This is a genomic window from Bradyrhizobium sp. SZCCHNRI2009, from assembly GCF_032485115.1.
GTDB lineage: Bacteria > Pseudomonadota > Alphaproteobacteria > Rhizobiales > Xanthobacteraceae > Bradyrhizobium.
Genome location: NZ_JAUEUH010000004.1, coordinates 147417 through 174177 on the forward strand (window position 1 = coordinate 147417; position 26761 = coordinate 174177).

Below are 26761 nucleotides of genomic sequence, written 5' to 3' on the forward strand. Positions count from 1 at the left end.
AGGCAACGATGGGCATCCAGACCCCCAATGGCTTCAATCTCGACAATTCCGGCAAGCGCATTGTCGTCGATCCGGTCACCCGCATCGAGGGACACATGCGGGTCGAGGTCAACGTCGACTCCGACAATGTCATCCGCAACGCGGTTTCCACCGGCACGATGTGGCGCGGCATCGAGGTGATCCTCAGGAATCGCGATCCGCGCGACGCCTGGGCCTTCACCGAGCGGATCTGCGGCGTCTGCACCGGAACGCATGCGCTCACATCGGTGCGCGCGGTCGAGAACGCGCTCGGCATCACCATTCCGGAGAATGCCAACTCCATCCGCAACCTCATGCAGCTTGCGCTGCAAGTGCACGACCACGTCGTGCACTTCTATCATCTGCACGCGCTGGACTGGGTCGACGTGGTCTCGGCGCTCTCGGCCGATCCGAAGGCGACGTCGACGCTGGCGCAGTCGATCTCGAGCTGGCCGCTGTCGTCGCCCGGCTATTTCAGGGACCTCCAGACCCGCCTCAAGAAGTTCGTCGAGTCGGGGCAGCTCGGCCCGTTCAAGAATGGATATTGGGGCAGCAAGGCCTACAAGCTGCCGCCCGAAGCCAACCTGATGGCGGTGGCGCACTATCTGGAGGCGCTCGATTTCCAGAAGGAGATCGTCAAGATCCACACCATCTTCGGCGGCAAGAACCCGCATCCGAACTGGCTCGTGGGCGGCGTACCGTGTCCGATCAACATCGACGGCACCGGTGCCGTCGGCGCCATCAACATCGAGCGGCTGAATCTCGTCTCCTCGATCATCGATCGCCTGATCGAGTTCAATGAGATGGTCTATCTGCCCGACGTCGCCGCGATCGGCTCCTTCTACAAGGACTGGCTCTATGGCGGCGGCCTGTCCGGCAAGAGCGTGCTCGCCTATGGCGACGTGCCCGAGCATGCCAATGACTACTCCGCCAAGAGCTTGAAGCTGCCGCGTGGCGCGATCATCAACGGCAACCTGTCCGAGGTGTTTCCGGTCGATCACGCCAATCCGGACGAGATCCAGGAGTTCGTGGTTCACTCCTGGTACAAATACCCCGACGAGACCAAGGGACTGCATCCCTGGGATGGCATCACCGAGCCGAACTACGTGCTCGGCCCCAACGCGAAGGGGACCAAGACGGACATCAAGGAGCTCGACGAGGGCGGCAAATATTCCTGGATCAAGGCGCCGCGTTGGCGCGGACATGCGATGGAGGTCGGACCGCTCGCACGCTGGGTCGTCGGCTATGCGCAGAACAAGGCGGAGTTCAAGGATCCCGTCGACAAGTTCCTGAAAGATCTCGACCTGCCTCTGACGGCGCTGTTCTCCACGCTCGGCCGCACCGCGGCGCGCGCGCTGGAATCGGTCTGGGCCGGACGGCAGATGCGCTACTTCCAGGACAAGCTGATCGCCAACATCAAGGCGGGCGACAGCTCGACGGCGAATGTCGACAAATGGAAGCCCGAGAGCTGGCCGAAGGAGGCCAAGGGCGTCGGCTTCACCGAGGCGCCGCGCGGCGCGCTCGCGCATTGGATCAAGATCAAGGACACCAAGATCGACAACTATCAGTGCGTCGTGCCGACGACCTGGAACGGCTCGCCCCGCGATCCCAAGGGCAACATCGGCGCATTCGAGGCGTCGCTGATGAACACCCCGATGGCCAATCCCGAGCAGCCGCTGGAGATCCTGCGCACGATCCATTCCTTCGATCCGTGCCTGGCCTGCTCGACGCACGTCATGAGTCCGGATGGCCAGGAACTGGCCAAGGTCAAGGTCAGGTAGCACGGGAGCAGGGTCATGATGGATGCAGTTGCACGCCCGCCCGAGTCGGGGACGGACATCGCCGCGATCGTAGCCGACGCCGCCGGCGAGCATGCGGTCGGCCGGCCCACGGTCTATGTCTACGAAGCGCCGGTGCGCATCTGCCACTGGGTCAACGCGTTCGCGATCATCGTTCTGATGATCACCGGTTATCTCATCGGATCACCGCTCCCGACGGTGTCGGGAGAGGCGTCGGCGAACTTCGTGATGGGCTATATCCGCTTTGCCCATTTCGCTGCCGGACAGGTGCTGGCGGTGTTCTTCCTCGCCCGCATCTTCTGGGCCTTCGTCGGCAACCATCACTCCCGGCAGATCTTCTACATTCCGGTGCATCGCAAGCAGTTCTGGAAAGAGGTGCTGCACGAGATCCGCTGGTACGCCTTCCTGGAACGTGAGCCGAAGATGTATGTCGGCCATAATCCTCTGGCGCAGACGGCGATGTTCATCGGCTTCACGCTGTTCGTGACCTTCATGATCGTCACCGGCTTTGCGCTCTATTCAGAAGGCACCGGGATCGACAGCTGGCAGCACAAATTGTTTGGCTGGGTGTTTGCGATCTGGCCGAACAGCCAGGATGTGCATACCTGGCATCACCTCGGGATGTGGGCGCTGGTCACGTTCGTGATGGTGCATGTCTATGCCGCCATTCGCGAAGACATCATGTCACGCCAGAGCATCATCTCCTCGATGATCTCAGGCGAACGGCAGTTCCGCGACTAGCAGGGGGCCGGCATGGTCGATGAGCGCGGGCGCGATCGCATTCTGGTGCTCGGGATCGGCAACATTCTCTGGGCTGACGAAGGCTTCGGCGTGCGGGTAGTGGAGGAATTCCACCGCCGCTTCACCGTGCCCGACAACGTCACGATCCTGGATGGCGGCACGCAGGGACTTTACCTCGTCAACTATGTCGAGGAAGCCGACGGCCTGATCGTGTTCGACGCCATCGACTATGGCCTTGTGCCAGGCGAGCTCAAGCTCGTCCGCGATGACGAGGTGCCGCGCTTCACCGGCGCCAAGAAGATGAGCCTGCACCAGACGGGCTTCCAGGAAGTACTGAGCGCGGCCGACCTGCTCGGCCGCTATCCGCAGCGGCTTGCGCTGATCGGCTGCCAGCCGCTCGACCTCGAGGATTGGGGCGGTCCGCTGACTGCGCCGGTTCGTGCGCAGATCGCGCCGGCGATCGAGCTGGCCTGCGCCCTCCTGGCCGAATGGGGCGCGCCCGCCGTGTCGCGGCGTGAACCGCTCGCCGGCGACGAACGCCTGCTCGCGAACGACATCGACCATCACAGCTACGAGCTGCGGGCGCGCACGGCCGAGTAACCGCGCCGCGAGGGAATCCGACATGTGTCTTGGCCTGCCGATGACAATCCTCGAGACCGATGGCGTCTCGGCGCTGTGCAGCTTCGACGGCGAGGAGCGCCGCGTCTCGGTGCTGTTGCTGTCGAACCCGCCGGTCGGAGCCAAGGTGCTCGTCTATATCGACAACGCCGTTCGCCTGCTCGATGACGAAGAGGCGCGGCTGATCGGCGAGGCGCTGCGCGGTCTGCAGGCGGCCGTGAACGGCGAGAATTGCGACGACTTCTTCGCCGATCTGATCGGGCGCGAGCCGGAGCTTCCGGAGCATTTGCGGTAGCGGCGTCATGCCGTCGGGCGGCGCCAGATTGCTGATAACAAGATTTCCATAGATGAAGTAAGTTTGCAGGCTTTCCCTGGAAAGCACCTTTCCGATTTCTTGCGCATCCCTTGGTTGCGATAAAAATTGAATATGTTTCAATGCCTTGAGCATTCCCGGCTCCGCGTGGGTGTCTGGCACGTCGATTGCTGATCATGGGGAATATGGCAACGATAACTGGTCAGGGAGAAACACCGATGGAAATGCAGCAGCGTGACCGCGCGCGCGCGCGCGGCGGGTTGCCGGAGGTCGATACGGGCACCGTCGATGCCTTTCTCTCCGAGGCTGATTGCGCCGGGCTCGTCGCCGTGCTGCTGTCGGCCGGGGATCCCGCGCGGTTTCCAGAGGCACTGGACGTGGCCATCGTGCTGCCGGAACTGATCACGGCGTTTCAGGGCCGGTTGCGCGGCGCGATCATCGCGCGCGACGCCGAGGCCGAACTCGGGGCGCGATTCGGCGTGCGTGTGCAGCCGAGCCTGATCCTGTGCCGCGGGGCGGAGACGCTCGGCCTGATCGCCAAGATCCAGGACTGGTCTGTTTATGTCGATCGCATCTCGCGGCTGATCGACCGGCCGCGGGGCGCGACGGCGGCGGTCGTCGCCAGCATCGTCCCCGTCCATCAGCCTGCGGGAGTCGAGCGATGAAGCCGGGATTCTGGATCGCGCCTGAAGGAGCCGAGGAGCCGGTCAACATCTTTCCGATCGGCGAAGAGGCGCTCGATACCTCCCACAAGGGGCTGACCGCTTCCGGAGCGCTGGCCAAGCTGGCCTCGCTCGACTCGGAGGCGCTGGCGCGCAGCTGTCCGCGCGCGGTCGAATTGCTGTCGACGATTGCATCCGCCATCGCGGCGCAGACGGCCGGCGCACAGACGCAATTATTCCGTCTCGAAGGCCTCAACGATCTCGAGCGGCGGCTGATCGACGACGTGCTGGGCGAAGGCGAGGTCGCGGGCGTCGTGGCTCTTCCCGACGGGACGCTGGCCCAGATCCAGGAATCGGTGCTCGCCGGCATCTGGCGGGTGCGGCTGGAAGCGGACGAGCGCCACGACTACATCGAGGTCGGCGCCGTGCCGGAGATCGTGTCGCGCGCGGCCGCCGACCTGACCGCAAATGACATCGCGATCGGACCGGTGCCCGAGGGCACGATGAACGCGCTGCCGGTGCTCGCCGAGATCCGCGAGCGCGCGTTGTCCTGGCGACCGGGCCAGCGTTCGCAGACCATCAACTTCACGCTGCTGCCGATGAGCCCGGCCGACATGAGCTTCCTGCAGCAGACGCTCGGCAACGGCCCGATCCAGTTGATGTCGCGCGGCTACGGCACCTGCCGCGTGCTCGCGACCGGCATCCGCCATGTCTGGTCGGTGCAGTTCTTCAACGCCATGGATACGATCATTCTCGACACCCTCGAAGTCGGCGGCGTGCCGGTGGTCGCGCTCGCTGCAGCCGAGGATTTCGAGGATTCGGCCGAGCGCCTGACCCAAATCATCGAGGCCTATTTCACATGAGCGGTGGCTTCGAGAATTACGGTGTCCGCAGCGATCTCGCTGATGACGCGCTGTTGGAGTGCGGCATCTGCTGGACGCGCTACGACCCGGCCGAAGGTGACGGCGTCGCGCAGATTCCGCCGGGCACGCCGTTCGCGGCGCTGCCGGACGACTGGCATTGCCCGAACTGCGACGCGCCGAAGACCAAGTTCATGGTGGTCGAGCAATGAGCGCGGACGCGCAGGGCACGTCTGACGTCACGCCGGTCGCGTGGGGCGAGCGTCTCGCCGGCGTCTATCGTGGGATCGGCGCGCGTGCGATGCGCGAGCTGCCGATCTATCACGACGCGCTCGACGTCGAGGCGATCGGATTTTCGGTGGTTGAGGGCCGCATCCTCGGCATCGTCGTCACGCCCTGGTTCATGAACGTGGTCACTCCGGCCGCCCAGGACTCCGCGGGATCCGTCGTCAAGATCGTGCTTCCGGCCGGCTCGTTCGAGTTCACGATCGGCGATATCGCCGGGATCGGGCGGATCGCGAGCTGCTCGCTGTTCTCGCCGATGTTCGAGTTCGCGGACATGGCCGCGGCGCGTGCGGCGGCGGAGGCCGCGCTCGCCGCGCTGACGGCGGCACCTGAGGACGAGGCGTTGTCCGAGCGCGCCGCGAAGGCGTCGAGCACGATCGATCGCCGCGCGTTCCTGCGCGGCACGCTCTCCGAGGGCCGCGCATGACCCTCGGCTTTCGCAACCGCATCGACGTGACGCTGTCGGTCACCGATCGGCGGATCACAGGCGTCGACATTCAGCCGCGCACGCGACCGCCGCTGGGACGGCTGTTCGCCGGCAAGCCGGCCGAAATGCTGCTTGCGGCCCTGCCGCGGCTGTTCTCGCTGTGCGCCGGTGCGCATCAGGTCGCGCTGCTCTCGGCGCTGGAAGCGGCGCGCGGCGAGCAGGCGAAGCCGTCGACGCGTCATCGTCGGATCGAGGCCGTGCTGACGGAACGCTTCGCCGAACTCATGCGCGGTCTGCTGATCGCTTCAATGGCGGACAATCGTAGTGCTGCGCAGCCGGTTCAACGGCTCTTGCAGGCGATCGCGGCGCTACAGACGCATTCCGGCGTCTCGCAGCAATCTCGCGCTGCAACCTTGTCTCAGATCAAGACGGGCATGGTGGCTCTGGGCATAGGCTTGCCAGGGGAACCGGTTCTGCCGGGAACTCCGCTTGCATCGATGATGGACGCGGCCCGGAAGGCCGCCGATGATGGAGGATGGAGGCACATGCCGGCCGAGCACGACATCCTGTCGGCCGCCGATGATGGCGCCATCGTCACGCAATTGATCGACGTGGGATCTGCCTTTGCTGAGGCTCCCGAGCTCGACGGCCGCGTTCCGGAGACCGGAGTCTGGGCCCGCTATGCGGAGCGCCATCAATTGGCATCGGCTGGTCCCGTCGAACGCCTCTCAGCCAAGATCGCTGAGATTGCTGAGCTGTTCCGCTGGATCGAGACCGGCGAGGCGGAGGACCAGGCGGCCGACCCGCATGCCGTCGCAAGCTACGCGCTCGGGTCGCGGCGCGGCGCCGCCGCAGTCGAATGCGCGCGCGGCCGGCTGCATCACGCGATCGAGCTGGATGCGCACGGCGCGGTCTCGCGTTTCGAGTATCTGGCGCCGACGGAATGGAATTTTCACCCGCGCGGTCCTGTCGTGAGGAGCCTCACGGGGGTTGCGCTGCGCGGCACCGTCGATCGCCAGGCCATCCATACGATGGTCGGATCGTTCGATCCCTGCGTCGGCTATCACCTGGCGTTCCGGGGGATGGCCGATGCATGAGATGGCGTTGTGCGAAGGCATCGTCGAGATCGTCGAGCAGGAGGCACGTAAGGGCGCCTTCTCCACGGTGAAGACCGTGTGGTTGGAGATCGGTGCGCTCAGCCATGTCGCGCCGGAGGCGCTGCGATTCTGTTTCGAGGCGGTGACAGCGAAGACCCTGTTGCAGGGGGCAGCGCTCGAGATCATCGAACAGCCGGGCACGGCATGGTGCCTGGGCTGCTCGCGCGGCGTCGAGATCAGTCAACGCTATCAGTCTTGTCCGGCCTGCGGCAGTCATCAGCTGCAGGTCACGGGCGGTGAGGACATGCGGGTCAAGGAGCTGGAGGTCGAGTAATGTGCACGGTGTGTGGCTGCAGCGACGGCAAGCCCTCTGTCGAATCCGGTGATCATCATCACGATCACGGTAAGCATCATCAGGCTCATGGACACGATCACAGCCATGATCAGTCCGGACATCATCACCATCACGGCCATTATCATGATCACGAGCACGAGCATGGTCACCATCACGATGATGACCCGCATGATCACGGTCGCGCGCACGATCATCAACATGATCATGCTGCCGACCACGTCGACTGTTCGGTCAATCCGGCCGGGCAGGAGGTTGCCGGCCTCTCCAGCGGGCGCATCATCCAGATCGAACGCGACATTCTCGGCAAGAACAACCGGCTCGCGGCAGAAAACCGCGCGCGCTTCGCCGCGCATGACGTGCTGGCATTCAACTTCGTTTCCAGCCCGGGCGCCGGCAAGACCTCGCTGCTGGTCCGCGCCGTCTCCGATCTCAAGCAGAGTCGGCCCGTCGCGGTGATCGAGGGCGACCAGCAGACCTCCAACGATGCCGAGCGCATCCGCGCCACCGGCGTGCCGGCGATCCAGATCAACACCGGCAAGGGCTGTCATCTCGACGCGGCCATGGTCGGCGAAGCCTTTGGCCGGCTGCCGTCACTGCGCGGCGGGCTGCTGTTCATCGAGAATGTCGGCAACCTCGTATGTCCGGCCGCCTTCGATCTCGGCGAGGCCTGCAAGATCGTCGTGTTCTCGACCACCGAGGGCGAGGACAAACCGCTCAAATATCCCGACATGTTTGCAGCGTCATCGCTGATGCTCATCAACAAGATCGATCTGGCACCGGTGCTCGATTTCGATCTTGCGCAGACGATCGAATATGCCCGCCGAGTCAATCCGAAGATCGAGGTACTGACGATCTCCGCGAAGACAGGCGAGGGCCTTTCGGCGTTCTACGCCTGGATCAGGAAGCAGTCTGAGCGGATGCGGGCCGGCGCAGCGAACGCGGTGCGGGGATGAGCACGCCCGGCCGGACATCGGCGGCGAACCATACGTGCCTCCGGCTCCGCGTCCGCGGGGCCGTGCAGGGCGTCGGCTTTCGTCCCTATGTCCATGGTCTGGCAACCCGCCATCGGCTCGGCGGCTTCGTCGCCAACGATGCTGATGGCGTGCTGATCGAGGTCGAGGGCGACGAGGTCGCCGAATTCGTCGAGGCTCTGCCGCGGCAGACACCGCCGCTGGCGCGCATCGACGACATCGCCGTCGAGCCGATCGCGGCCGGTATCGGCACGGGCTTCCGGATCGCCGGGAGCGTGGGCGGGCGCGTCACGACGCGGATCGTGCCGGACGCCGCCACCTGTGCCGCATGCCTGGCCGAGCTGTTCGATCCCGGCAGCCGCTTCCATCTCTATCCTTTTGTCAACTGCACCCATTGCGGCCCCCGTTTCACCATCGCCGAGCGCCTGCCTTACGATCGCGTGTCCACGGCGATGAAGCACTTTCCGATGTGTGAGGCGTGCCGGTCCGACTACGAAGATCCTGCAGGGCGCCGCTTTCATGCCGAGGCGATCTCGTGTCCGCGCTGCGGTCCGCGGCTCAGCCATGGCATCGATGATATCGCAGCCGCGCTCGCGAGTGGCAGGATCGTCGCCGTCAAGGGTCTCGGCGGCTATCAGCTGCTCTGTGACGCACAGGATGAGCAGGCGGTCCGGCGGCTGCGCGCGCGTAAGCAGCGCGACGGCAAGCCGTTTGCCGTGATGTTGGCCACGGCCGACGCCGCAACTGAGATTGCCGAGATCGATGCGCCTGAGCGCGCGCTGCTGGAGCGGGTGGCGCGGCCGATCGTGCTGTTGCGCTCACGCCAGCGTGTTGCGTCCTCGGTCGCACCAGGCCTCGCAAAGATCGGGGTGATGCTGCCGGTTGCTCCGCTGCATCATCTGATCTTCCATGTGCTGGAGGCGGGCCGCCGCGCGGCTGCCGACAGACTATGGGCGCTGGTCTGCACCAGCGCCAATCCGAGCGGGGAGCCGCTGCTGACCGGCAATGCCGAGGCGCTCGCGGATCTTGCCGGCATTGCGGACCTGATCGTCACCCACGACCGGGACATCGTCATCCGCGCCGACGATTCCGTGCTTGCCGTCGTGGCCGGCGTTCCCCGCTTCGTCAGGCGTGCGCGCGGCTATGTTCCGGAGCCGATCCGGCTCGCGCGCACCATGCCGCCGGTGCTCGCGGTCGGCACTCACCTGAAGGCGACGGTCACGGTGACGCGCGGCAACGAGGCGTTCGTGTCGCAGCATCTCGGTGATCTCGACACGGTGGCCGCGATCCGCTTCTTCGAGGAGACGATTGCGCATCTCACCGCCATCCTCGATGTCCAGCCGGTCGCGATCGCGCATGACCTGCATCCGGACATGGCGTCGACGCGGTTCGCGCAGGCACGAGGTCTGCCGACGCTGCCGGTGCAGCATCACCAGGCGCATGCGGCCTCCGTCATGGCCGAGCATGGCGTGACCAGTCCCGCTCTCGCGCTGGTGCTGGATGGCTACGGCTATGGCAGCGACGGCGGAGCCTGGGGCGGTGAGTTGCTGTCGTGCGACGGCGCGGGCTTCCGGCGCCTCGGCCATCTCGCTCCGTTGAAGATGCCGGGCGGGGACCGGGCCGCACGGGAGCCGTGGCGGATGGCGGCTTCCGTGCTGCACGACATCGGTCGCGGTGACGAGATCGGGCATCGTTTCTCGGCCCAGCCACAGTCGCGCAACATCTCCATGCTGCTGGATCGTGCCGATGCTCCAGTCACCACCAGCGCCGGCCGGCTGTTCGATGCCGTGGCCGGACTGCTCGGTGTCAGCGCGGTGCAGAGCTACGAAGGCGAGGCGGCCATGAAGCTGGAAGCGCTGGTGCGCGAACCCGCGGCGCTGGAGCGCGGCTGGACCATTGCCGATGGCGTGCTGTCGCTGCGGCCGCTGCTCGCGCATCTGATCGCGCGTGATCTCGACGCCGTCGAAGCGGCGGGGCTGTTTCACGGCACGTTGGCCGCGGCCTGCGTCGACTGGATCGTGAGAGCTTCGCGCGCGACCGGCATCGGTACGATCGCGCTGAGCGGCGGCTGTTTTCTCAATGCGCATCTGGCCGAACAGATCGTGCGCGGCTGCCATTCCGCGGGCCTCGATCCGCTGCTGCCGCGCCGGCTGCCGCCCAATGACGGCGGCCTCAGCCTCGGACAGGCCTGGGTGGCCGGTCTGCATCTCACAAACAACATGATGTCTGGAGGGACCGTCTGATGTGCCTGGCCATTCCCGCCGAGGTGATCAAGCTTCTACCTGACGACATGGCGATCGTCTCGATCGACGGCGTCAGCAAGGAGGTCTCGGTCGCGCTGATCGAGGAGATCGCCGTCGGCGACTACGTCATCCTTCATGTCGGCCACGCGCTGGCCAAGATCGATCCGGAGGAGGCGCGCGAGACGCTCGACCTGCTCCGGCAGATGGGTGAGGCTGTGGCGGAGGTCAGACCATGAAATATGCCGACGAGTTTCGCGACAAGGAGCTGGCGACGGGTCTTGCGCGCGCCATCCGCGCCAAGGCGGATCCGGCGCGCGCCTATCGCTTCATGGAATTCTGCGGCGGCCATACCCATGCGATCGCGCGCTATGGCCTCGAGGACATGCTGCCCGACAATGTGCGCATGATCCATGGCCCCGGCTGTCCGGTCTGCGTGCTGCCGGCCGGGCGCATTGATATGGCGATCGCGCTGGCCGAACGGCCCGAGGTCATCCTCTGCGTTTATGGCGACCTGATGCGCGTGCCGGGCTCGCGCGGGTCCTCGCTGCTCAAGGCGAAAGCGCGCGGCGCCGACATCCGCATGGTGTATTCGACGCTGGATGCGATCGCGCTGGCCGAGCAGAATCCTGGTCGCGAGGTGGTGTTCTTCGCCATCGGCTTCGAGACCACGACGCCCCCGACCGCCGTGATGATCCGGGCCGCCGAGAAGAAGCAGCTGTCGAACTTCACCGTGTTCTGCAACCACGTGCTGACACCGCCGGCGATGCGCGCGATCCTCGACAGCGACGACACGGTCGAGATCGACGGCTTCGTCGGGCCGGCGCATGTCTCGACCGTGATCGGCACCGAGCCCTACGCGCCGTTCGCGCGCGATGACGGCAAGCCCGTCGTGATCGCAGGCTTCGAGCCGCTCGACATGATGCAGGCGATCCTGATGCTGATCGAGCAGGTCAATGACGGCCGCCACGAGGTGGAGAACCAGTACCGTCGCGCCGTCACCGCCAGCGGCAACCAGCGCGCCATCCGCGAGGTCGCCGAGATCTTCGAACTGCGCGACCAGTTCGAATGGCGCGGCCTCGGCAGCATTCCGGCGAGCGCATTGAAACTGCGGCCCGCCTTCGCGCATCTCGACGCCGAGCTGCGCTTTGCCATGTCCGAGCTGGTGGTGGCCGACAATCCGGCCTGCGAATGTCCGGCCATTCTGCGCGGCCTGAAGAAGCCGGTGGACTGCCGGCTGTTCGGCACCGCCTGCACGCCGGAGACGCCGATCGGCTCCTGCATGGTGTCGTCGGAAGGCGCCTGCGCGGCGCATTGGACCTATGGCCGCTTCCGCGACCATCAGCGGAGGCTTGCATCATGAGCATGCATCAGCGCCGGCTCGACATGAAGAACGGCTGCGTCGATCTCTCGCATGGCGCCGGCGGTCGCGCGATGGCGCAACTGATTGCCGGCCTGTTCCACGAGGCGTTCGGCAACGAATGGCTGGCGCGCGGCAACGACCAGTCGGCGTTCGACGTCGCCGCCGGCCGCATGGTGATGACGACCGACGGCTATGTGGTCTCGCCGCTGTTCTTCCCCGGCGGCAATATCGGCTCGCTGGCGGTGCACGGCACGGTCAACGACATCGCCATGGCCGGCGCCAGGCCGCTGTATCTGTCGGCGAGCTTCATCATCGAGGAGGGGTTTGCGTTTTCCGACCTGAAACGGATCGCCGATGCGATGGGCGAGGCGGCGCGCGAGGCGGGCATTGCGATCATCACCGGCGACACCAAGGTGGTCGAGCGCGGCAAGGCGGATGGCGTGTTCATTTCCACCGCCGGCGTCGGCGTGCTGCCGGACGGCCTCGATCTCTCGGCCGACAAGGCCAGGCCCGGCGACCGCGTGCTGTTGTCCGGCAGCCTCGGTGATCACGGCGTGGCGATCATGTCGCGGCGGCAGAACCTCACCTTCGACACCGAGATCATCTCCGACTCGGCCTCGCTGCACGGGCTCGTCGCCGACATGGTTGCAGCCGGCGGCGCCGGCATCCGGCTGATGCGCGATCCCACGCGCGGCGGGGTTGCGGCCACGATGAACGAGATCGCGCAGCAGTCCAATCTCGGCTTCCGTCTGCAGGAGGAAGCGATTCCGGTGAAGCCTGCGGTCGCTGCCGCCTGCGAGCTGCTCGGGCTCGATCCGCTCCACGTCGCCAATGAGGGCAAGCTCGTCGCGATCGTCGCGCCGGAGCTGGCCGGCGCCGTGCTCGCCGCCATGAGGGCGCATCCGCTCGGCCGCGATGCGGCTGACGTCGGCGAAGCGGTGGCCGATGATCACCGCTTCGTCCAGATGGCGACGAGCTTCGGCGGCGGCCGTATCGTCGACTGGCTGTCCGGCGAGCAGTTGCCGCGGATCTGCTGAGACGCGCGATGGGGATCCAGGGAACGATACTGGTCGTGGATGACGAGGTCCGGTCGCAGGAGGCGCTGCGCCGCGTCCTCAACCAGGACTTCGAGGTCTTGTGTGCCGGCAACACGAACGACGCGGAGAAGCTGCTCGAAGGCGAGATCGTGCACGCCGTGATCTGCGACCAGCGCATGCCGCAGGAATCCGGCGTCAGCTTCCTGAAGCGCGTGCGCGAGATGTGGCCCGACCCTGTCAGGATGATCATCTCCGGCTATTCGGACTCCGAGGACATCATCGCCGGCCTCAACGAGGCCGGCATCTATCAGTACATCACAAAGCCCTGGCAGCCGGATCGCCTGATCGAGATCGTCCGCGAGGCCGTGCAGTTGTACCGGCTGCAGAAGGAGACGGAGACCGCCGGCGTCGACGTGAAGGCCACGCCGGCCCACATCAAGAAGGTGGTGTCGGTCAAGCGCGGCGCCGCCAAGCAGCTCTATGATTTCGACCGCATCGTGCATTCGGCGGCGAGCCCGATGCGCAACGTGATCGAGCTCGGCCGGCGCGCCGCCGACTACGACATCTCGGTCTTGATCACCGGCGAATCCGGCACCGGCAAGGAGCTCCTGGCGCGTGCGATTCACTATGGCTCTGCGCGCGCCACCAAGGCCTTCGTGGTCGAGAATTGCGGCGCGCTACCCGATGAGCTGCTCGAGAGCGAGCTGTTCGGCTGCAAGAAGGGCGCGTTCACCGGCGCCTATCAAGACCGCATCGGCCTGTTCGAGGTCGCCGACGGCGGCACCATCTTTCTCGACGAGATCGGCGAGACATCCCCCGCCTTTCAGGTCAAGTTGCTGCGTGTGCTGCAGGAGAGCGAGATCCGGCCGCTCGGCGCGCAGCGCGTGCGCCAGGTCGACGTGCGCGTGGTCGCTGCCACCAACCGGGATCTCGAGGCCGAAGTCGAAGCCGGCCGCTTCCGCCGCGATCTGTACTACCGGCTCGCCGCGTTTCCGGTGCACATGCCGTCCTTGCGCGAGCGTCCGATGGACATTCCGCTGATCGCCGAGGGCGTGCTGTCGGCGGTGAAGACATCGTTCAACCGGCCGCATCTGCGGTTCGCACCGGCGGCGCTGGAGGAATTCTCCCGCTATCACTGGCCCGGCAATGTTCGCGAGTTGCAGAACGAGATCCAGCGCATGGCCGTGCTGGCCGATGCCGACGAACTGCGCTGTCCGCCGTTCGCCGGCCGGCGCAACGGCCGCCGCGCCGCGCCCGCGATCGCCAATGGCAAGCTCAACGGTTCCGGGAGCCTGAAGGACAGGGTCGAGGATCTTGAAAAGACCATCATCGTTCACTGTCTGGAGAAATATGATGGTAACATCAGTCGCGTCGCCAGCGAGCTCGGCCTGTCAAGGGTGGGGCTCCGGAACAAATTGTCGAGATATGATCTGAAGAAACATGGCAAAGGCCACTCACTCTCCTGAGTCCGGGGCTGACACGCTGCTCAAGCTTATCGCGAGCAGCAGCACGCTCGAACTCGACAGCGAGCGCGAAGGCGTGTGGATCGAAGTGATCCGCAAGATGGACGAGGTCTATTCCGACCTGCTGCGCTACGAGGTCGATCTCGAGCACAAGAACGCCGAGCTCGAGGAAGCCCAGGCCTTCGTCACCAACGTCATCGAGTCCGTCTCCGACATCCTGGTCGTCTGCGACGCCAGGGGCACGGTACAGCAGGCCAACTCCGCATTCCTGCAGACATCGGGACGGGCCTTGGCCGACATCGCCGGTCGCGATATCGCCGAGATGATCGATCCCGATCATCGGCCCAAGCTCGCCTCGCTGCTGAAGCCGCGCAGCAGCGCCGATGTGGTCGACGGTGAATTGCGCTTTGCCGCGGCAGCCGGCGTCAGCTCCGATCTGTTCGCGATCAACAGCTCGCCGCGGCATGACCATCGCGGCCGCTTCATCGGCGTCGTGCTGACGGGCCGTCCGATCGGCGAGCTGCGCCGCGCCTATGAGGCCCTGCACAAGGCGCATCAGGAGTTGCAGCGGGCGCAGCGGCAATTGGTCGAGCAGGAGAAGATGGCGAGCCTCGGCCGGCTCGTCGCCGGCGTGGCCCACGAGCTGAACAATCCGATCAGCTTCGTCTATGGCAACATCCACACCCTGATGCGCTACCGCACCTCGCTGGTCGGCTATCTCGATGCCATCCATGAGCAGCCGGTCAGCGAGGACATCGCCGCGCTTCGCTCGGATCTGAGGATCGACGCCATCCTCGAGGATTTCGGGCCGCTGATCGACGGCACGCTGGAAGGCGCGGTGCGCATCAGCGAGATCGTCAAGAACCTGCGCCGCCTGTCGTTCTCGAAGCTCGGCGAGGTCGAGCGCGTCAACATCGAGCGACTGATCAATACCGCCGTGCTGTGGGCAGGGCGCACCAAGCAGCATCGTGTCGACATCCAGATCGAGGTCGAGCCGGATCTGTGGATCTTGGGCAACGAAGGCCAGCTGCATCAGGTGATCGTCAACCTCGTGGAGAACGCGATCGACGCGATGCGATCGACCGACCTGCCGCGCCTTCTGGTCGCGGTGGCGCGCCAGGGCAGCGAGATCGCCTTTCGCATCACCGATAACGGCCCGGGCATCGACAAGGATCATCTGACCCACATCTTCGAGCCGTTCTTCACGACCAAGCGCGTCGGGGAGGGGACGGGGCTCGGGCTGTGGATCAGCTACGGCATCGTCCGCGAGCACGGCGGCGAGCTGTTGGCCAGCAACGAGCCGCAGGGCGGCGCCACGTTCTCTTTCAGCTTGCCGGCGGCTTGACCATAGCGGCGGCGCTGCTGCCGACGCTGAAGTGGGATGCTGGGTATCCCTTCGAAACGATGCTGGGGTTCCTGACGGCGGTGCCGTCGGATGTTGCGGGCAGAAGCCAAGCCCGAGGTGATCAGGACGCCGTTGCGACCGGCACGCGCTCGCGCTGATTGGTCAACCGCGCCAGCAGCACGGTTGCGGTTCGCGTGATGTGCTGCCTGGCAAGATCCTCGGCTGTCTGCGCATCGCCCGCGATCACCGCCCGCAGGATGTCCTCATGCTGATCCCAGATCCGCCGCGGCGTCTCGTCGCGCATCAGCACCTCGCCCATCAGCCGGCGCAGATGCAGCCAATGCGGCAGGGTGGTGTCCTGGATGACGGAGTTGCCGGAGATCTCGTAGAGGAATTCATGAAACCTGACGTCGGCCTCGATCAGCTTCTCGACCGAATGCTCGCGCTCGGCGCGCCGGCCCTGCTCGATCAAATTCGGGCCTTCCTCGGCCGCTCGCTTGGCGCCGCGGGTCGCCGCGAGCCGGCAGGCGAGGCCCTCGGCGACCGCGCGTATTTCATAGAGGTTGCGGATGAAGTCGGTGTCGATCGGCGCGACTTCCAGGCCGCGGCCCGGCGCCTCGCGCACAAAGCCCTGATTGCGCAGCAGCAGCAGGGCCTGCTGCACCGGCTGGCGCGAGACGCCGAGGTCGCGGGCCAGATCGTCCTGGATGAGGCGGGCAGATTCCGGCAACTCCCCGCCGACGATGTCGGAGAGAATGCGCTCGTAGACGCGTTCGGTCAGGCTCGGCTGGGTCTTCAGCGGCGGCACACGGCCTCCACGGGATCAGGTGTGATGTCCGGTCGCGAATGCGAGGCTGCCGTGCCGGAGCCCAGCGCTCGCATTGCGGCCGCTGTCGGTTTGAACGGAGTCATAGCGGGAATTTCCGCGCAGTGAGCGTCCGCCGCTGCTTGGACTTGCTGTCCTGCTGGATTTCGAGGTGATGGATGAACACGCTGGCCGCGCGCGAAATGTGCTCCCGGCTCAGCCGTTCGGCCTCGGCGCTGCGGCCCTCGATGACGGCTGCAAGAATGTCCTCATGCTCGTCCCAGACCATCCGTGACATGCTCTGCTCCTTCTGCAGCACGTCGGACATCACCCGCTTCAGGCACGGCCAATGCGGTGCCATCGTCTCGCCGATCAGCGCGTTGCCGGAGAGGTCGCCGAGGAAGCGATGGAAGGCGATGTCGGTCTCGATCTTGCGGTTGACGAGCTCGCTCTTCACCGCCTCGTAGCCGGCCGCGATGTAGGCCGGACCTTCGCGCGCAGCGCGATCGCTCGCCCGCTCGGCGGCCAGTCGCGCCGCGAGGCCTTCGAGCACTGCCCGCATCTCATAGAGGTCCCGGACGAAGCCGGGGTCGAGCGGCGCCACGATCAACCCGCGGCCCGGCGCGCTCTGCACCAGCCCGCAGCCGCGCAGCAGGATCAGCGCCTGCTGAACCGGCTGGCGCGACACTCCGTAAGCCTGGGCCAGATCGTCCTGGATCAGCCGCGAGCCCGGCGCGAGAACGCCGCTGACGATCTCGTCAGTGATGGCTTCGACGACCTGGTCGACCAGAGAGGGAGCGGCGGGCACGATTCGCATGGGTCATCACATTTTGCCGGACATTAGCATGTCAAGACAGAAAATCCATTTGCGACGTATTCGAATTCAGAGTACGAATTCAAAAAAGGGCGCCGCCCTAGGGCAAGTTAAAGAGGCGGCCATATAGGGGAGGGACTCCGTTGTCGGAAGATCCGACCAGTCTGGAGCGCGATCAGGTTTGGTCCGCGCGCTCGGAGGGCAGCGTGCGCGCCGGCGTGATGCCGGCGGTCTCGCGCGCATTGCTGGCGGCCTCTGTGGCGTCGGTTGCAGCGATGGCGCCTGCGCTCGGGGTGGCCGGAGAAGGCCTGACCCTGTCGGATGCGTGGGTGCCGGCGGCGCCCGAGGTGGGACGCGACATCCCGTTGCTGATCACGATCAAGAATGACACGAGCGCGCCGGAAGCGTTGATGCGCGTGCGTTGTCCGATCGCCAATTTTTCGGAGCGGCACACCGTCGACCGCGGCGAAGGCGCGCCGGCGATGCGCTCCATTCCCAACATTCCAATTGCCGCGGGCAGCACGCTGGTGCTGCTGCCGACCGCCTATCACGTGATGCTGCTGCAGACGCGGGAGCCGCTCGAGCCAGGCCAGCGCTTCACCTGCACGATCGTGTTCCAGAAAGCAGGATCCATCGAAACGGAGGTCGAGGTTCGCAAGTCCCCTTGAAGCGTGTTTGTCGCCTGCTGCCCTCCGCCGTCGCGCTTGGCGGAGCGGTATTCGCTCCAACTCATAATCAATATAATGGGAGAAGGAAACGATGAGGACTAACGTCAGGTCGACCCTGCGGGCGGTGCTGCTGGCCAGCGCAGCCTTCGCCTGTTTCCAGCTTGCATCGCCGGCGCAGGCCGCCGACGAGATGACCCCCGAACGGCTTCTCAACGCCGACAACGAAGCCGGCAACTGGCTGCACCATCATAAGAACTACTCGGGCACACGGTTCTCGGCGCTGAAGGAGATCAACAAGGATAACGTCAAGAACCTGAAGGTCGCCTGGACGATGCATCTCGGCGGCGTCGAGGGCGGCGGCATCTGGAGCCACGGCGGTCTCGAAGGCACGCCGATCGTCGAGAACGGCATGATCTACGTCACCGACGGCTGGGGCTCGGTCTACAAGATCGACGCGCGCGGTGGCAAAGGCCAACTGGTCTGGAAGATGGATCCGAAGACGGATCACGACTGGGCCGGTGCGATCGCCTGCTGCGGCGTCGACAATCGCGGCGTCGCGCTGTGGGGCAATCTCGTCATTTCGCACACGCTCGACGGCCGCCTGATCGCGACCAACAAGGAGACCGGACAGGTCGCCTGGCAGCGCCAGGTCGCCGATCCCGACAAGGGCGAGGTGATCACCGGTGCGCCGCTGATCGTGAAGAACATGGCGATCTCGGGCGTGGCCGGCGCCGAATACGGCATCCGCGGGTGGATCGCGGCGACCGATCTCGGCACGCAGAAGGAGGTCTGGCGCACCCACACCATTCCGGGGAAGGGCGAGCCGGGCAGCGAGACCTGGAAGGACAGCAACGACGCGGCCGCGGCCGGCGGCGGCTCGACCTGGGTGACCGGGACCTACGACCCGGCGACCGACACCATCATCTGGGGCGTCGGCAATCCCGGTCCGGACTGGGACAACGCCTATCGTCCGGGCGACAACCTCTACACCGACAGTTCGCTGGCGCTCGATGCCAACACCGGCAAGATCAAGTGGCACTATCAGCACACGCCGAACGATCCCTTCGACTATGACAGCGTCGCCGAGAATGTCCTGGTCGATGTGCCCGCGCCGAACGGCTCCACCCTGAAGCTCGCGCTCGAGGCCGACCGCAACGGCTTTGCCTATGCGATCGACCGCACCAGCGGCAAGTTCATCTGGGGCCTGCCCTTCGTCAAGAAGGTGACTTGGACCAAGGGGCTCGATGCCGAGACCGGCAAGCCGATCGAGTATGATCCGAAGAACCCGGTGCAGCGCTACAATGCGTCGGTGTCGCCGCATCGTGAGAACAAGGTCGCGGACATCTGCCCGGGCAACATGGGCGGCAAGAACTGGCCGCCGACTTCGTACAATCCGGACCTGAAGCTCTGGTACATCCCGGTGATCGAGAGCTGCAACCGGATCACCGTGGAAGAAGCGACCAAGGACAAGCTGAAGCCGCGCGAGTTCTGGACCGGCGGCGGACCGAGCCAGCCGTTCAAGATCACGGGCAGCGTGACCGCGATCGACGTCACCACCGGCAAGATCGCCGGCAAGATGGAGACGCCGTTCCCGAATCTCGGCGGCATGCTGTCGACGCCTGACCTCGTCTTCACCGGTCAGCCCTCGGGCGAGGTGATGGCGCTCGATGCCAAGACCCTGCAGAAGCTGTGGGAGTTCAACACCGGTGGCGGCGTCAATGCGCCTCCCGTGACGTTCTCGGTCGACGGCAAGCAGTATGTCGCGATCCTGGTCGGTCTCGGCGGCGCCTGGGACAAGTGGTTCATCGAATCCACGCCCGAGCTGAAGAAGATCCAGCCCGGCTCGATGCTCTACGTCTTCTCGCTGTGAAGTCGGCTGCGGAGCGGAGGCATGGCCTCCGCTCCGCCTCCTATCCCCTGTTCGACAAGAAGATCAGATGAAACTCAGTGCGATCACGTTCGCCGTGACGTCGGCTCTCGTCCTCGGCTCCGCTTCGCTCGCGTTGGCGCAGTCCGCGGCGCCGGCGGATCCGACCGAGGCCGGCAAGGCCGTGTTCAAGCGCGCGAACTGCGTCGGCTGCCACAAATGGCACGGCAATGGCGGTGGTGGCTATGGCGGCGACGCGCTGTCGCTGCGCAGGACGCAGCTCACTCGTGACCAGATCATCGAGACCGTGACCTGCGGCCGGCCCGGGACGGGCATGCCGTACTTCGCGCGCGGCTCCTATGACACGGCGAAGTGCTACGGCATGAGCCGCCAGGATGTCGGCGAGCGCATGCCGCCGGAAGGCGGCGTGTTCCTGCGGCCGAACGACATCGAGGCGGTCGCAGACTACGTGCTCGCGCACATCAAGGGGCGCGGCGAGCCGACCTACGACGAGTGCACCGCCTTCTTCGGCAACACGTCGCGGGTCTGCGATATCTACAAGGCGAATGCCACCAAGCCTGCAAGCGAGCCATCGAAATGAAGCGGTCGACCTGCGCTGCGATCTTCGCCACGTTCGTGCTGTCGTTCGTGATGCACGCGGCCTCCGCGCAGGCGGTGCCGAACTACGATCTGCGTGACATCACCGTCGGCATGCCGGTCGGCGACCTGCCCGATCAGGGCTATGTCAATCTGACTTGCGCCAAGGATCCGAATCGCAAGCTCAATGCGTGGTCGGCATGGCGCGACTGTCCCGCGGACGAGCAGGCGCGGTACGCGGTGCGCTTCGATTTCGATCCGGAGACCAGCCAGGACGGCACAAAGGTGGCCGGTCATCCCGTGCTGCTGACGGTCCTGGTCGACGACAAGGGCACCGTCACCGGCCTGACGATCGAGACCGATCCGAAGGCGCGGCTCTATATTCGCAAGAAGGCGTTCCTGCTCGGCAACCAGGTGAAGTCGCGCTATGGCGCCGAGGGCTGGGAGTGCAAGGAGCAGCAGCCGACCGCGGGCGAGCAGCCCGTCGGGGGCGTGTTCCTGCGCGAGGTCTGCAAGAAGACGGTGCCCGGCCGGACCCTGACGGTCGAGCGCGAGCTGTTCCGCAAGCCGGATCAGGACGCCAAGAGCTTCGTCGATCAGACGCTGGTGCGGATCACCAAGGATATCAACTAATCCGCCGCCGACCTTCATCGCGCTCCGCTGGAGGCGCGCGCCAGTCGGCGTCGTGAACCCGGTTGCCGGGAGGAAACGACGATGAGGGATCTCTTGAATTTCGGGCAGATGCTGTCGGCCCATGCGCGCATGTCGCCGGAGCGCACCGGTGCCCGAGATCTCGAACGTGCGATGAGCTTTGCGCTGTGGAACGAGCGCGCGTGCCGGCTCGCAAACGCGCTGCTCGGGCTCGGCCTTGCCAAGGGCGATCGGGTTGCGATCCTTGCCTACAATTGTGTCGAATGGTGCGAGATCTATGCAGCCACGGCCAAAGCCGGCCTGGTGGCGCTGCCGATCAATTTCCGCCTCACCGCGCCCGAGATGCAGTTCATCGTGCAGAATGCCGAAGCGGCCGCTGTCATCGTGCAGGACGAACTCGTGGGCCTGGTCGAGGCGACGCGCAAGGATCTCGGCATCGCCGACGACCGCTTCATCCACTTTGGCACCAGGCCGCGTCCGGCAGGCTATCGCGGCTACGAGGACGTCATCGCCGCGGCTGCGGACCGCGAGCCGGACCAGCAGGTCGCGCTGTCCGATCCCTGGACGTTGATGTACACCTCGGGCACCACCGGCAAGCCCAAGGGCGTGCTGCGCAGCCATCGCAGCGCCGTCCTCTTGTCGATGGTCACCGAGATCGAACTGAAGCTGAGCCGCAACGACGGCGCGCTGCTGGTGATGCCGATGTGCCATGCCAATTCGCTGAACTTCTTCGGCGCGTTCGGCTATATCGGCGGCGTCAACTCGATCTATTCGCGCAAGAGTTTCGATCCCGAGCACGCCGTGACGACGCTTGCCGATGGCGGCTCCACGTTCACGTCGCTGGTGCCGACTCACTACATCATGATGCTGGATCTGCCGCGCGCGGTGCGCGCGCAGCATGATTTCAGCGCCGTCACCAAGCTGATGATCTCCTCGGCGCCGGCGCGCCCGGAGACCAAGCGCGAGGTGATGGAGATGTTTCCGAAGTCCGGGCTCTATGAGCTCTATGGCGCGACCGAGACTGGCTGGGTCACCATGCTGCATCCGCATGAGCAGTTTACCAAGCCCGGCTCGGTCGGGCGCGAGTGTGTCGGCGCCGCACCGATCCGCATCCTCGACGAGGCCGGCCACGAGGTGCCGGACGGCGAGGCGGGCGAGCTCTATTCGTCGAACGCGCACACCTTCGACTGCTATTGGCGCCTGCCGGAGAAGACCGCGGAGGCGTTCCGCGGTGACTACTGCTCGGTCGGCGACATGGCGCGCCGCGATGCCGACGGCTACATCCATCTCGCCGACCGCAAGAGCAACATGATCATCTCGGGCGGCGAGAACATCTATCCCTCCGAGGTCGAAGCGCAGGTCGGCGCGCATCCTGGTGTCAAGGACATCGCCGTGATCGGCCTGCCCGACGACAAATGGGGCGAGCGCGTTCATGCCGTGATCGTGCCGCGCGATGGCATGGCGGTGAAGGAGGGCGATCTGGCCGAATGGGCGAAAGAACGGCTCGCCGGCTTCAAGCGGCCGCGCTCCTACGCCTTCATCACCGACGCCGAGATGCCGCGCAACGCGACGGGCAAGATCCTGCATCGCGAGCTGAAGAAGAGATTCTCGCAGTGAGTCGCTGCAATGGCTTACGGTCTGATATGTAGTTGCGATGCAGGCCGTCCTCAATTCCGCCCTTCCGATCTTCGCGCTGATCCTGACCGGATTCCTGTGTGGCTGGTTCGGCTTGTTCGATCGCACCGCGACCGACAATCTCAACCGTTTTGCCGTCTATCTGGCGCTGCCGGCGCTGATCTTCACCGCGATGTCCAAGATCGGCGTCGAGCAGGTCAGCCAGTTCGGCTTCATCGGCGCGTTCTGCGGCGGCATCGCCGCGACGTTCGCGACGGGCTTCGTGATCAGCCGTCTGCGCGGCCGGCGCGTTGCGAACGCCAGCATCGAGGGGCTGGACGCCGGCTACAGCAATGTCGGCTTCATGGGCATTCCGATGTGCCTCCTGGTGTTCGGTCCGGACAGCGCGCCGGCCTCGATCATCGCCACCCTGTTCACGGCCTGCGTGCTGTTCCTGTTCGCGATCGTGGTCGTCGAGATGGATCTGCAGAAGGGCGCCACGCTCGGGGCGACGGTCGCCAAGGTGGCGCGTTCGCTGCTGACCAGCCCGCTGTTCATCGCGCCCGTCGCCGGACTCGCGGTCGGCCTCAGCGGATTCTCACTGCCGGCGCCATTCCTCAGCTTCACGACCTTGCTCGGCGGCGCAGCCTCGCCGGCCGCGCTGGTCTGCATCGGGCTGTTCCTGGCACAGGAGCGCGTCGCGACGCGCGATGCGACCTCGATCGTCATCCTCGTCTCGCTGAAGCTCGTGATGCAGCCGGCGGTGACCGCGCTGCTCGCCTTTCACGTGTTCTCGATGCCGCCGCTGTGGTCGCATTCGGCCGTGATCCTGAGCGCGCTGCCGATCGGCTCGGGACCATTCACGATCGCCAAGCTCTACGGCCTGGAGGCCGGCGTCACCTCCGGCTCGATTCTCGTTTCACACATCTTCGCCGTCCTCACTGTCTCGCTGCTCGTGGCCTGGCTCGCGCCGGGCTGATCACGTCACCATCCGCAGGAGTCGTCAGATGAAGATCTCTCCCGACAGTGCCGCCGATCTGATCGCCCGCCTGCTCAAGCGCCGCGGCGTCAGCCGCGTGTTCGCGCTGTGCGGCGGCCACATCATGCCGATCTGGATGCGGCTGGACGCGGAAGGCATCGGCATCATCGACGTGCGCGACGAGCGCGCCGCCGTGCACATGGCGCAGGCGCATGCGGAGCTCACCGGCGAGCTCGGCGTCGCGCTGGTCACCGCCGGGCCGGGCATGACCAACGCGATCACCGGCATCGCCAATGCCCATGTCTCGCGCGCGCCGGTGCTGGTGATCTCGGGCGGCAATCCGCGGCCGCAGGAGAACCGCGGCGGCCTGCAGGACATGGACCACACTCAGCTGGTGCGCTCGATCACGCGCTATGCGCGCACCGTGCGCGAGCCGTCGCTGGTGCTGCAGGAGCTCGACGAGGCGATCTCCCGCGCCTTCGGCGACGGCGGCGAGCCCGGGCCCGTTTTCATCGATTTCCCGGTGGATACCTTGCGCGGCATCGTGCCCAAGGCGCTGCAACTGGAGGAGCATCTCGCGCCGAAGCCGCGTGCGGCAGCGCGGCCTGATCCGGCCGAGGTCGAGAAGGCGGTCGAGCTGTTGTGGTCGGCGCGCCGCGTGCTCGTCATCTCCGGCCGCGGCGCGCGCGGTGCCGGCCCTGAGCTGATCGCGCTGCTCGACCGGCTCGGCGCCGTCTATCTCGACACCGGTGAGAGCAGGGGGCTGGTACCTGATGATCATCCGTCTGTTGTCGGCGCGATGCGCGGCGCCGTGATGGGCGATGCCGATGTGGTGCTGACGGTCGGCCGCCGGCTCGACTTCCAGCTCGCCTACGGCTCCCCGGCTGTGTTCAAGGACGCCAAATTCGTCCGCATCAGCGACATCGCCAGCGAGCTGCGCGACAACCGCCGCGGTGCGGCCGAGATCCTGGCGACACCAGCGGAGACCTTGCGCGCGATGGTGGGGCTGGCGGGCAACCGCGAGTCGGCCGTCGATCGCCAATGGGCTGCAAGACTGCGGGCCGCGCATCAGGAGCGCGCGGCCAAGCTGAAGCAGAGCATGGCGATGGCGCCGGCCGGCTCCGACGGCCGGTTGCATCCGAATCGCGTGCTCTCGGCCATTCAGGACGCGATCGGCAATGACGCCGTGGTCATCACCGACGGCGGTGATTTCCTGTCCTTCGCCCGCGTCGGCCTGAGCGCGCCCCTGATGCTCGATCCCGGCCCGTTCGGCTGTATCGGCATCGGCGTGCCCTATGGCATTGCCGCGAGCCTGGCCTATCCAGACAAGCCGGTGGTGGTCGCGACCGGCGACGGCGCGTTCGGCTTCAACGCGATCGAGGTCGACACCGCGGTGCGCCACAAGGCGCCGGTGCTGATCGTCGTCGCCAACAACGGCGCCTGGCAGATCGAGGTCCACGACCAGACCGTCACCCATGGCAAGGTGGTCGGCACCAGGCTACAATTTGCCGATCACGCGGCGATGGCGCGCGCCTTCGGCATGCATGCCGAGCGCGTCGAGACCGCGGAGCAGCTCGGCCCCGCGATCCAGCGCGCGCTGGCCAACCGCCCGGCGCTGCTCGACATGGTCGTCACGCCGGAAGCGGTGTCGTCGGATGCCAAGACGGGCCTCGCCTGGGTGCCGGACCTGCAGCCGCTTGCTGCGTGGGACGAGGCGGAACGGAAGTGGCGCGGCTCGTGAGGCCTCACACCTGCTGCAGTTGGCGCGGCGCGCTGAGCCACAGCGCGAGCAGGGTGCAGACGGCGCCGGACAAGAGATAGCCGCCGGCCGACAGCAGGCCGAGATTGGCCGCCAGCACCAATGCCGCCAGCGGCGCGAAGCCGGCGCCGAACAGCCAGGCGAGGTCGGCGGTGAGCGCCGAGGCCGTGTAGCGATAGGTGCGCGCGAAGTTGGCGGCGATCGCGCCCGAGGACTGGCCGAACGACAGGCCGAGCAGGATGAAGCCGAGCACCATGTAGATGGTCTCGCCGACCGGGCCGGCGTCGAGAAGTTGCGGAGCGAAGCCGGAGAACACCGCGATCGCGATCGCCGAGCTGATCAGGAGCGACTTGCGCCCGATGCGGTCGGCCAGCATGCCGGACACCACGATCGCGACGACGCCGAACACGGCGCCGCCGGCCTCGATAAGCAGGAAGCGCGCCGGGGTCTCCTTGGTGAAGAGGAACACCCAGGACAGCGGAAACACCGTCACCATGTGGAACAGCGCAAAGCTCGCGAGCGGCGCGAAGGCGCCGATCACGATGTTGCGACCCTCGTGCCGAATCGTGGTGGCGACGCGTGCCGGCTGCAATTCACGCGACTGGAACAGCTCGTCATATTCCGGCGTCACGACCATGCGCAGCCGCGCGAACAGCGCCACGACGTTGATGGCAAACGCCACGAAAAACGGGTAGCGCCAGCCCCAGTCGAAGAAGTCGGCCGCGGAGAGATAACCGACGAAGAACGCGAACAGGACGCTGGCGACGATCAGCCCGAGCGGCGCGCCGAGCTGCGGGATCATCGCATACCAGCCGCGCTGGTGCTCCGGCGCATTCATGGCGAGCAGCGAGGCGAGGCCGTCCCAGGCGCCGCCCCAGGCGAGGCCCTGGCCGATTCGCGCCAGCGCCAGCAGCCAGATCGCCGCGGCGCCGACGGTGTGGTAGCTCGGCAGGAACGCGATCGCGACGGTCGAGGTGCCGAGCAGGAACAATGCGGTGATCAGCTTGGCGCTCTTGCCGTAGCGGCGGTCGATCGCCATGAAGATCACGCTGCCGAACGGGCGTGCGATGAAGGCGAGCGCGAACAGCGCGAACGAATACAGGGTCTGCGTCAGCTCGTCGGCGAACGGAAACACGAGGCGCGGAAACACGATCACCGAGGCGATGGCATAGACGAAGAAGTCGAAGAATTCCGACGTGCGCCCGATGATCACGCCGATCGCGATCTCGCCCGGATGCGCCTCATGCGTGCGGGAGAGATGGGTTTCGCCGTCGGCGGTCGCCGCTGCCTGTGTCATCGCGCTGCCTGCAGTCCTCTCATACTCTATTGTTGCCCCGTAATTGTCGTCCTCGGCGCCGCTCCGGTATTGGACAAATTGTCCAATGTCGGCCGTGTCGTCCGGTCGCTACGTGA

At 65.9% G+C, this 26761-nt stretch carries 27 protein-coding genes; 24 read left to right on the forward strand and 3 right to left on the reverse strand.

Features of this window, described 5'->3' with window-relative positions; all coding sequences use genetic code 11:
* Window positions 1–8 precede the first annotated feature (8 nt).
* The 17 genes from QX041_RS15825 to QX041_RS15905 all read left to right on the forward strand — a co-directional run bounded on the left by QX041_RS15825 (window position 9) and on the right by QX041_RS15905 (window position 15594).
* Window positions 9–1799, forward strand: coding sequence for a nickel-dependent hydrogenase large subunit (locus QX041_RS15825; protein WP_315736708.1), 1791 nt, complete (start codon window positions 9–11; stop codon window positions 1797–1799).
* 15 nt (window positions 1800–1814) lie between these two features.
* A complete protein-coding gene (gene cybH, locus QX041_RS15830) occupies window positions 1815–2558 on the forward strand; it encodes a Ni/Fe-hydrogenase, b-type cytochrome subunit (protein WP_315754974.1) in 744 nt (247 codons plus the stop codon).
* Between the two features lie 12 nt (window positions 2559–2570).
* Entirely contained in the window at window positions 2571–3158 is a 588-nt protein-coding gene (locus tag QX041_RS15835; protein WP_316165915.1) for a HyaD/HybD family hydrogenase maturation endopeptidase, read from the forward strand.
* Window positions 3159–3180: 22 nt separating this feature from the next.
* Window positions 3181–3471 carry a HypC/HybG/HupF family hydrogenase formation chaperone gene (locus QX041_RS15840; protein ID WP_315736711.1) on the forward strand — a complete coding sequence of 97 codons (291 nt, stop codon included), beginning with the start codon at window positions 3181–3183 and terminating at the stop codon, window positions 3469–3471.
* A 236-nt stretch (window positions 3472–3707) separates the two neighbouring features.
* On the forward strand, window positions 3708–4154 hold the full coding sequence (locus tag QX041_RS15845) for a hydrogenase accessory protein (protein WP_316166183.1): 447 nt from the start codon (window positions 3708–3710) through the stop codon (window positions 4152–4154).
* Entirely contained in the window at window positions 4151–5014 is an 864-nt protein-coding gene (locus QX041_RS15850) for a hydrogenase expression/formation protein (RefSeq protein ID WP_315754980.1), read from the forward strand. The genes QX041_RS15845 and QX041_RS15850 overlap by 4 nt, the downstream gene beginning before the upstream one ends.
* Window positions 5011–5223: a rubredoxin gene (locus QX041_RS15855; protein ID WP_315754982.1), complete on the forward strand. Its 213-nt coding sequence runs from the start codon at window positions 5011–5013 to the stop codon at window positions 5221–5223. Before QX041_RS15850 ends, QX041_RS15855 begins: the two co-directional genes overlap by 4 nt.
* Window positions 5220–5723, forward strand: a complete 504-nt coding sequence (hybE, locus tag QX041_RS15860; protein WP_316165917.1) for a [NiFe]-hydrogenase assembly chaperone HybE — start codon at window positions 5220–5222, stop codon at window positions 5721–5723. The genes QX041_RS15855 and hybE overlap by 4 nt, the downstream gene beginning before the upstream one ends.
* Window positions 5720–6820, forward strand: coding sequence for a nickel-dependent hydrogenase large subunit (locus QX041_RS15865; protein ID WP_316165918.1), 1101 nt, complete (start codon window positions 5720–5722; stop codon window positions 6818–6820). Before hybE ends, QX041_RS15865 begins: the two co-directional genes overlap by 4 nt.
* Window positions 6813–7154: a hydrogenase maturation nickel metallochaperone HypA gene (gene hypA / locus QX041_RS15870; RefSeq protein ID WP_315713490.1), complete on the forward strand. Its 342-nt coding sequence runs from the start codon at window positions 6813–6815 to the stop codon at window positions 7152–7154. The genes QX041_RS15865 and hypA overlap by 8 nt, the downstream gene beginning before the upstream one ends.
* A complete protein-coding gene (gene hypB / locus QX041_RS15875; protein WP_316165920.1) occupies window positions 7154–8128 on the forward strand; it encodes a hydrogenase nickel incorporation protein HypB in 975 nt (324 codons plus the stop codon). Before hypA ends, hypB begins: the two co-directional genes overlap by 1 nt.
* Entirely contained in the window at window positions 8125–10389 is a 2265-nt protein-coding gene (gene hypF / locus QX041_RS15880; protein WP_316165921.1) for a carbamoyltransferase HypF, read from the forward strand. The genes hypB and hypF overlap by 4 nt, the downstream gene beginning before the upstream one ends.
* On the forward strand, window positions 10389–10625 hold the full coding sequence (locus QX041_RS15885; RefSeq protein ID WP_315713487.1) for a HypC/HybG/HupF family hydrogenase formation chaperone: 237 nt from the start codon (window positions 10389–10391) through the stop codon (window positions 10623–10625). Before hypF ends, QX041_RS15885 begins: the two co-directional genes overlap by 1 nt.
* Complete coding sequence (gene hypD / locus QX041_RS15890; protein WP_316165923.1) at window positions 10622–11749, forward strand: hydrogenase formation protein HypD; 1128 nt, start codon at window positions 10622–10624, stop codon at window positions 11747–11749. The genes QX041_RS15885 and hypD overlap by 4 nt, the downstream gene beginning before the upstream one ends.
* Window positions 11746–12786: a hydrogenase expression/formation protein HypE gene (gene hypE / locus QX041_RS15895; RefSeq protein WP_315769224.1), complete on the forward strand. Its 1041-nt coding sequence runs from the start codon at window positions 11746–11748 to the stop codon at window positions 12784–12786. The genes hypD and hypE overlap by 4 nt, the downstream gene beginning before the upstream one ends.
* Before the next feature lie 8 nt (window positions 12787–12794).
* Window positions 12795–14252, forward strand: coding sequence for a sigma-54 dependent transcriptional regulator (locus tag QX041_RS15900; RefSeq protein ID WP_315713484.1), 1458 nt, complete (start codon window positions 12795–12797; stop codon window positions 14250–14252).
* Window positions 14227–15594 carry a sensor histidine kinase gene (locus tag QX041_RS15905; protein WP_315752381.1) on the forward strand — a complete coding sequence of 456 codons (1368 nt, stop codon included), beginning with the start codon at window positions 14227–14229 and terminating at the stop codon, window positions 15592–15594. Before QX041_RS15900 ends, QX041_RS15905 begins: the two co-directional genes overlap by 26 nt.
* Before the next feature lie 121 nt (window positions 15595–15715).
* Here QX041_RS15905 and QX041_RS15910 read toward each other — a convergent pair whose 3' ends face one another.
* Both QX041_RS15910 and QX041_RS15915 read right to left on the reverse strand, forming a co-directional pair.
* The gene (locus QX041_RS15910; protein WP_315825303.1) at window positions 15716–16402 is read right to left on the reverse strand and encodes a GntR family transcriptional regulator; all 687 of its coding nucleotides are present in this window, start codon (window positions 16400–16402) and stop codon (window positions 15716–15718) included.
* 100 nt (window positions 16403–16502) lie between these two features.
* The gene (locus QX041_RS15915; RefSeq protein ID WP_315752384.1) at window positions 16503–17216 is read right to left on the reverse strand and encodes a GntR family transcriptional regulator; all 714 of its coding nucleotides are present in this window, start codon (window positions 17214–17216) and stop codon (window positions 16503–16505) included.
* A gap of 140 nt (window positions 17217–17356) precedes the next feature.
* On the opposite strand from QX041_RS15915, the gene QX041_RS15920 reads away from it, so the two are divergent.
* From QX041_RS15920 to QX041_RS15950, 7 genes are all read left to right on the forward strand, one after another.
* Window positions 17357–17881, forward strand: a complete 525-nt coding sequence (locus tag QX041_RS15920) for a copper chaperone PCu(A)C (protein WP_315825301.1) — start codon at window positions 17357–17359, stop codon at window positions 17879–17881.
* A gap of 91 nt (window positions 17882–17972) precedes the next feature.
* On the forward strand, window positions 17973–19751 hold the full coding sequence (locus QX041_RS15925; protein ID WP_315825300.1) for a PQQ-dependent dehydrogenase, methanol/ethanol family: 1779 nt from the start codon (window positions 17973–17975) through the stop codon (window positions 19749–19751).
* A 67-nt stretch (window positions 19752–19818) separates the two neighbouring features.
* The gene (locus tag QX041_RS15930; RefSeq protein WP_315713478.1) at window positions 19819–20349 is read left to right on the forward strand and encodes a c-type cytochrome; all 531 of its coding nucleotides are present in this window, start codon (window positions 19819–19821) and stop codon (window positions 20347–20349) included.
* Window positions 20346–20978: a hypothetical protein gene (locus QX041_RS15935; protein WP_316165924.1), complete on the forward strand. Its 633-nt coding sequence runs from the start codon at window positions 20346–20348 to the stop codon at window positions 20976–20978. Before QX041_RS15930 ends, QX041_RS15935 begins: the two co-directional genes overlap by 4 nt.
* A gap of 81 nt (window positions 20979–21059) precedes the next feature.
* Window positions 21060–22613 (forward strand): AMP-binding protein, encoded by a 1554-nt coding sequence (locus QX041_RS15940; RefSeq protein ID WP_316165925.1) that lies wholly within the window; start codon window positions 21060–21062, stop codon window positions 22611–22613.
* A gap of 37 nt (window positions 22614–22650) precedes the next feature.
* Window positions 22651–23589 (forward strand): AEC family transporter, encoded by a 939-nt coding sequence (locus tag QX041_RS15945; RefSeq protein ID WP_316165926.1) that lies wholly within the window; start codon window positions 22651–22653, stop codon window positions 23587–23589.
* Window positions 23590–23617: 28 nt separating this feature from the next.
* Window positions 23618–25330 carry a thiamine pyrophosphate-binding protein gene (locus tag QX041_RS15950; protein ID WP_316165927.1) on the forward strand — a complete coding sequence of 571 codons (1713 nt, stop codon included), beginning with the start codon at window positions 23618–23620 and terminating at the stop codon, window positions 25328–25330.
* A gap of 4 nt (window positions 25331–25334) precedes the next feature.
* On the opposite strand, the gene QX041_RS15955 is transcribed toward QX041_RS15950, so the two are convergent.
* Window positions 25335–26645 (reverse strand): MFS transporter, encoded by a 1311-nt coding sequence (locus QX041_RS15955; protein WP_316165928.1) that lies wholly within the window; start codon window positions 26643–26645, stop codon window positions 25335–25337.
* Window positions 26646–26761 lie beyond the last annotated feature (116 nt).

Coding starts and splice junctions, on each gene's coding strand:
- QX041_RS15865 (WP_316165918.1), top strand. CDS start 5,720: ATGACCCTCGGCTTTCGCAACCGCATCGACGTGACGCTGTCGGTCACC.
- QX041_RS15835 (WP_316165915.1), top strand. CDS start 2,571: ATGGTCGATGAGCGCGGGCGCGATCGCATTCTGGTGCTCGGGATCGGC.
- QX041_RS15850 (WP_315754980.1), top strand. CDS start 4,151: ATGAAGCCGGGATTCTGGATCGCGCCTGAAGGAGCCGAGGAGCCGGTC.
- QX041_RS15945 (WP_316165926.1), top strand. CDS start 22,651: ATGCAGGCCGTCCTCAATTCCGCCCTTCCGATCTTCGCGCTGATCCTG.
- QX041_RS15940 (WP_316165925.1), top strand. CDS start 21,060: ATGAGGGATCTCTTGAATTTCGGGCAGATGCTGTCGGCCCATGCGCGC.
- QX041_RS15840 (WP_315736711.1), top strand. CDS start 3,181: ATGTGTCTTGGCCTGCCGATGACAATCCTCGAGACCGATGGCGTCTCG.
- QX041_RS15930 (WP_315713478.1), top strand. CDS start 19,819: ATGAAACTCAGTGCGATCACGTTCGCCGTGACGTCGGCTCTCGTCCTC.
- QX041_RS15825 (WP_315736708.1), top strand. CDS start 9: ATGGGCATCCAGACCCCCAATGGCTTCAATCTCGACAATTCCGGCAAG.
- QX041_RS15855 (WP_315754982.1), top strand. CDS start 5,011: ATGAGCGGTGGCTTCGAGAATTACGGTGTCCGCAGCGATCTCGCTGAT.
- QX041_RS15915 (WP_315752384.1), bottom strand. CDS start 17,216: ATGCGAATCGTGCCCGCCGCTCCCTCTCTGGTCGACCAGGTCGTCGAA.
- QX041_RS15925 (WP_315825300.1), top strand. CDS start 17,973: ATGAGGACTAACGTCAGGTCGACCCTGCGGGCGGTGCTGCTGGCCAGC.
- hybE (WP_316165917.1), top strand. CDS start 5,220: ATGAGCGCGGACGCGCAGGGCACGTCTGACGTCACGCCGGTCGCGTGG.
- hypF (WP_316165921.1), top strand. CDS start 8,125: ATGAGCACGCCCGGCCGGACATCGGCGGCGAACCATACGTGCCTCCGG.
- QX041_RS15950 (WP_316165927.1), top strand. CDS start 23,618: ATGAAGATCTCTCCCGACAGTGCCGCCGATCTGATCGCCCGCCTGCTC.
- hypD (WP_316165923.1), top strand. CDS start 10,622: ATGAAATATGCCGACGAGTTTCGCGACAAGGAGCTGGCGACGGGTCTT.
- QX041_RS15900 (WP_315713484.1), top strand. CDS start 12,795: ATGGGGATCCAGGGAACGATACTGGTCGTGGATGACGAGGTCCGGTCG.
- QX041_RS15905 (WP_315752381.1), top strand. CDS start 14,227: ATGGCAAAGGCCACTCACTCTCCTGAGTCCGGGGCTGACACGCTGCTC.
- hypE (WP_315769224.1), top strand. CDS start 11,746: ATGAGCATGCATCAGCGCCGGCTCGACATGAAGAACGGCTGCGTCGAT.
- cybH (WP_315754974.1), top strand. CDS start 1,815: ATGATGGATGCAGTTGCACGCCCGCCCGAGTCGGGGACGGACATCGCC.
- QX041_RS15955 (WP_316165928.1), bottom strand. CDS start 26,645: ATGACACAGGCAGCGGCGACCGCCGACGGCGAAACCCATCTCTCCCGC.
- QX041_RS15845 (WP_316166183.1), top strand. CDS start 3,708: ATGGAAATGCAGCAGCGTGACCGCGCGCGCGCGCGCGGCGGGTTGCCG.
- hypA (WP_315713490.1), top strand. CDS start 6,813: ATGCATGAGATGGCGTTGTGCGAAGGCATCGTCGAGATCGTCGAGCAG.
- QX041_RS15935 (WP_316165924.1), top strand. CDS start 20,346: ATGAAGCGGTCGACCTGCGCTGCGATCTTCGCCACGTTCGTGCTGTCG.
- QX041_RS15885 (WP_315713487.1), top strand. CDS start 10,389: ATGTGCCTGGCCATTCCCGCCGAGGTGATCAAGCTTCTACCTGACGAC.
- hypB (WP_316165920.1), top strand. CDS start 7,154: ATGTGCACGGTGTGTGGCTGCAGCGACGGCAAGCCCTCTGTCGAATCC.